At 73.9% G+C, this 4,219-nt stretch carries 5 protein-coding genes and 1 pseudogene; 5 read left to right on the forward strand and 1 reads right to left on the reverse strand.

Annotation, left to right across the window (positions count from 1 at the left end; all coding sequences use genetic code 11):
- The 5 genes and pseudogenes from G3I65_RS28615 to G3I65_RS28635 all read left to right on the forward strand — a co-directional run.
- Positions 1-402, forward strand: a pseudogene (locus G3I65_RS28615) (magnesium chelatase); the annotation flags it as partial.
- Positions 402-1,016: a cob(I)yrinic acid a,c-diamide adenosyltransferase gene (gene cobO, locus G3I65_RS28620; RefSeq protein ID WP_160698862.1), complete on the forward strand. Its 615-nt coding sequence runs from the start codon at positions 402-404 to the stop codon at positions 1,014-1,016. The pseudogene G3I65_RS28615 and the gene cobO, both read left to right, overlap by 1 nt.
- On the forward strand, positions 1,010-2,341 hold the full coding sequence (locus G3I65_RS28625) for a cobyrinate a,c-diamide synthase (RefSeq protein ID WP_160698863.1): 1,332 nt from the start codon (positions 1,010-1,012) through the stop codon (positions 2,339-2,341). Before cobO ends, G3I65_RS28625 begins: the two co-directional genes overlap by 7 nt.
- Positions 2,334-3,350 (forward strand): Rv2231c family pyridoxal phosphate-dependent protein CobC, encoded by a 1,017-nt coding sequence (gene cobC / locus G3I65_RS28630; RefSeq protein ID WP_160698864.1) that lies wholly within the window; start codon positions 2,334-2,336, stop codon positions 3,348-3,350. The genes G3I65_RS28625 and cobC overlap by 8 nt, the downstream gene beginning before the upstream one ends.
- Positions 3,351-3,431: 81 nt before the next feature.
- Positions 3,432-3,788 carry a VOC family protein gene (locus G3I65_RS28635; protein WP_125313467.1) on the forward strand — a complete coding sequence of 119 codons (357 nt, stop codon included), beginning with the start codon at positions 3,432-3,434 and terminating at the stop codon, positions 3,786-3,788.
- Here G3I65_RS28635 and G3I65_RS28640 read toward each other — a convergent pair.
- Positions 3,772-4,219: YafY family protein (locus tag G3I65_RS28640; protein ID WP_160698865.1), on the reverse strand; the 448-nt coding region annotated here is incomplete at its 5' end. The two genes, G3I65_RS28635 and G3I65_RS28640, sit on opposite strands and share 17 nt — an antisense overlap.

Here is a 4,219-nt window from a genome sequence, read left to right on the forward strand (position 1 = left end):
GCCGAACTCGCGCTGCCGCCGACGATCAGCGTCGACGCCGCCGCGGCCCGCCTCGAGGGCCTGCCCACCGGCGGCCGGACGCCGCTGGCCGAAGGACTCCTGGAGGCCGCGCGGGTGCTGCGCGTCGAGGAGATCCGCGACCCACGGCGCCGCCCGCTGCTCGTCGTCGTCACCGACGGCCGCGCCACCAGCGGCTCGGACGCCGTCGCGCGCGCCCAGGCCGCGGCCGGATTGCTGAACGGCGTCACGACGATCGTCATGGACTGCGAGAGCGGCAAGATGCGGCTCGGCCTGGCCGCCGACCTCGCCGCCCACCTCGGCGCCGAGCACGTACCCCTCGCCGACGTCGCCGCCGAATCGCTGGCGAGCGCCGTCCGCGCCCGGACCGGAAGGGCCGCCTGATGCCGCAGGGCAAACCGGAAACCGTCCCGAACGACGGGCTGACCACCCGCCAGCGCCGCAACCGGCCGCTGCTCGCCGTACACACCGGCGAGATGAAGGGCAAGTCGACGGCCGCGTTCGGGATGGCGCTGCGCGCCTGGAACCAGGGCTGGTCGATCGGCGTGTTCCAGTTCGTGAAGTCGGCGAAGTGGCGCGTGGGCGAGGAAGCCGCGTTCAAGGCGCTGGGCAAGCTGCACGACGACACCGGCGAAGGCGGGCCGGTCGAGTGGCACAAGATGGGCGAGGGCTGGAGCTGGGCGCGCAAGTCCGGCACCGAAGACGACCACGCGGCGAACGCCCGCGAGGGCTGGGCCGAGATCAAGCGCCGCCTCGCCGCCGAGACGCACGACTTCTACGTCCTCGACGAGTTCTCCTACCTGCTCAAGTGGGGCTGGCTCGAGGTGGACGACGTCGTCTCCACCCTGACCTCGCGGCCCGGGCACCAGCACGTCGTCATCACCGGCCGGTACGCGCCGCCCGAGCTCGTCGAAGCCGCCGACCTGGTCGCCGAGATGACGAAGGTCAAGCACCCGATGGACGCCGGCCAGAAGGGCCAGCGGGGGATCGAGTGGTAGCGCGCGTGGTCGTCGCCGCGCCCGGTTCCGGGCACGGCAAGACCACCATCGCCGCCGGGCTGATGGCGGCGCTGCGCGCGGCCGGGCACCGGGTGTCCGGGCACAAGGTCGGGCCGGACTTCATCGACCCGGGCTACCACGCCCTCGCCACCGGACGGCCCGCGCGCAACCTCGACCCCTTCCTGCAGGGCGAGGACCGGCTGATCCCGTTGCTGCGCCACGGTTCCGCGGGTGCCGACATCGCCGTGATCGAAGGCGTGATGGGCCTGTTCGACGGCGCGCTCGGCACCGAGGGCTACGCCTCGACAGCGCACGTCGCCCGGCTGCTCGACGCCCCGGTCGTCCTGGTCGTCGACGCCTCGGCCGCCTCGCGCAGCGTCGCCGCGACCGTGCTCGGCTTCGCCCACTACGACAACCGTGTGCGGCTCGCCGGCGTCATCCTCAACAAGCTCGGCTCGCGGCGCCACCTCGACGAGATCGCGTCCGCGCTGGAAGCCACCGGCGTCCCGCTGCTGGGCGCGTTGTACCGCAACGAGGAGATCCACGCGCCGAGCAGGCACCTCGGGCTCGTTCCGGCGGCGGAACGGGCCGCGGAAGCGCGGCACGTGTTGCCCGCGCTGGCCGCGTGGGTCACCGAGGGTGTCGACCTCGAAGCGATCGTCCGGATCGCGTCGGGCGCGCCGCGGCTTTCCGCGCCGCCGTGGGAACCGTCCGGTGTGGACGGTCCGCGCGTGACGGTCGCGGCCGCCGGCGGACGCGCGTTCACCTTCCGGTACACCGAGAACGTCGAGCTGCTGGCCGCGTGCGGGGTGGACGTCGTGGACGTCGACCCGCTGCGTGACGAAGCACTGCCCGAAGGGTGTGCCGGGCTGTACTTCGGCGGCGGGTTCCCCGAGGTGCACGCGGCCGAGCTGTCGGCGAACACGGCGTTGCGCGCGCAGGTCGCTTCGGCGATCGAGCGCGGGATGCCGGTCAGCGCCGAATGCGCCGGCCTGCTTTACCTGTGCCAGTCCCTGGATGGCCTCCCGATGGTCGGTGCGGTGCCCGCGGACGCGAAGATGACCGCCCGCGGCAAGCTGGGCTACCGGCGCGCGGTGGCCGTCGAGGACAACCTCCTGGCCGCGGCCGGGCAGCGCGTCACCGGGCACGAGTTCCACCGCACCGAGGTGACGCCGTCGCACGGCGCTACGGCGGCCTGGGGCTGGGACCGGCAGCTGGACGGCTTCGCTTCGCCGACGCTGCACGCGTCCTACCTGCACGTCCACTGGGCGGGCTATCCCGAACTGGCTGAGCGGTTCGCGGCCCGGGTCCGGGCCCATGCGTGACTACGACCTGCACCACCACGGCGACCGCGAAGTCGGGCCGGGGCTGGTGGACCTCGCGGTGAACGTCCGCCTCCCGCGGCCACCCGCGTGGCTGCGCGACGAGCTGGCGTCCGCTTTGGACACCCTCGCGGCTTATCCCTCCTCCGCGGAAGCCGCGGCGGCGGTGGCCGCGCGGCACGGGCGTGCGGTGGACGAAGTCCTGGTCACCGCCGGCGCGGCGGAGGCGTTCACGCTGCTGGCGTCGGCGTTGGAGCCGCGCCGGGCGGTCGTCGTGCACCCGCAGTTCACCGAGCCCGAGGCCGCGCTGCGGGCCGCCGGGCACGCGGTCGAGCGAGTCGTCTTGGCCGAAGCGGACGGGTTCGTCCTCGACCCGGCGCTGGTCCCGGCCGACGCGGACCTGGTGTTCGTCGGCAACCCGACCAACCCGACTTCGGTGCTGCACCCCGCTTCCGCGCTGCTGGCCTTGACGCGGCCCGGGCGGCTGCTCGTGGTGGACGAGGCGTTCTTGGACGCCGTTCCCGGCGAGGGGGAAAGCCTGGCCGCCGGGCACCCCGGCGTCGTCGTGTTGCGGAGCCTGACGAAGACGTGGGGCCTGGCCGGGCTGCGGGCGGGGTACGTGCTCGCCGAAGCCGAAGTCGTCGAGCGGCTGCGGGCGGTGCAGGTGCCGTGGTCGGTGTCCACGTTGGCCGCGGTCGCCACCGTCGCGTGCTGCCGCCCAAGCTCGTTGGAAGAAGCCGAGAAGCTGGCGGTAGCCGCGGAGGAAGATCGCGAATACCTGGTGTCCGGGCTGGCTTCGGCCGGTGTGCCGGTGCTGGGCGACCCGCGCGGCCCGTTCGTGCTCGTGCGGATCCCGGACGGGGCCGCGGTGCGGGGCCGGCTGCGGGACGCCGGCTACGCGGTCCGGCGCGGCGACACCTTCCCCGGCCTCGGCCCGGACCACCTGCGGCTGGCCGTGCGTGACCGCGCGACGACGGACGCGTTCCTGAAGGCGCTGGAAGAAGTTCGCTAAACACCGACAGGGGGCTGTCGCCGCCACCGCCCACAGTGGGCGGAGCCGGGAAACGCCCGGCGTGGCAGTGAAAGGAACCCCATGCCCGGATTCAACGACGTCGCCTGGTTCGAGATCGGCGCCACCGACCCGGCGGCCGCCGAACGGTTCTACGGCGACGTCTTCGGCTGGAAGGCCGTCCAGGACGAGTCGGCGAGCCCCGACCCCGCCTACCGCGTGATCGACACCGGCGGCTCGCGCGGCGGGCTCGCCACGGGAGCCGGGGACTACGCGATCTTCACCGTGCTCGTCGAGGACGTCGCCGCCGCCTGCGAGCGCGCGGAAGCCGCCGGGGGCAAGGTGCAGCGGCCCCCGGTCGTCAACCCCGTCGGCGTCACGTTCGCGCACCTGCTCGATCCCGCCGGCAACCATTTTTCCGTGTTCACCCCGCCAAAGTGAGCTGCTCGACGACGCCGTAAGGAATGTCGAGGTCCTCGCGCCGCAGTGGGCGGGGCGGGGGCACCTCGGCGGTCGCGGCGATGGACGTGATGCGGTCGGTGCGGAAGACCCGGACCTCCTCGCGCAGCCGGCACCAGGCCACCAGGTACCAGTGGTCGGGCTTGCCGACGTAGCCGAGCGGCTCGATTTCCCTGCGCGTGACGGCTCCTTCCCGGTCGGCGTACCCGATGCGCAGGACGCGGCGGGTGCCGAGCACGTGCGGCATCGGCGGTGGGCTGCCCGCGTCCCCGAGCAGGTGGACGCGGGCGGCGAGGTCCTGCGCCGCGGCGGCGTCGTCCTTCTGCATGGCGGCGACGAGCTTGCGCAGCGCCGACCCGGCTTCGGCGCGGAACGGCGTGCCGTCCAGCCGGCGCAGGGCGAGCGCCATCGCG

The organism is Amycolatopsis sp. SID8362 (assembly GCF_010550475.1).
GTDB classification, from domain to species: Bacteria; Actinomycetota; Actinomycetes; order Mycobacteriales; family Pseudonocardiaceae; genus Amycolatopsis; species Amycolatopsis eburnea.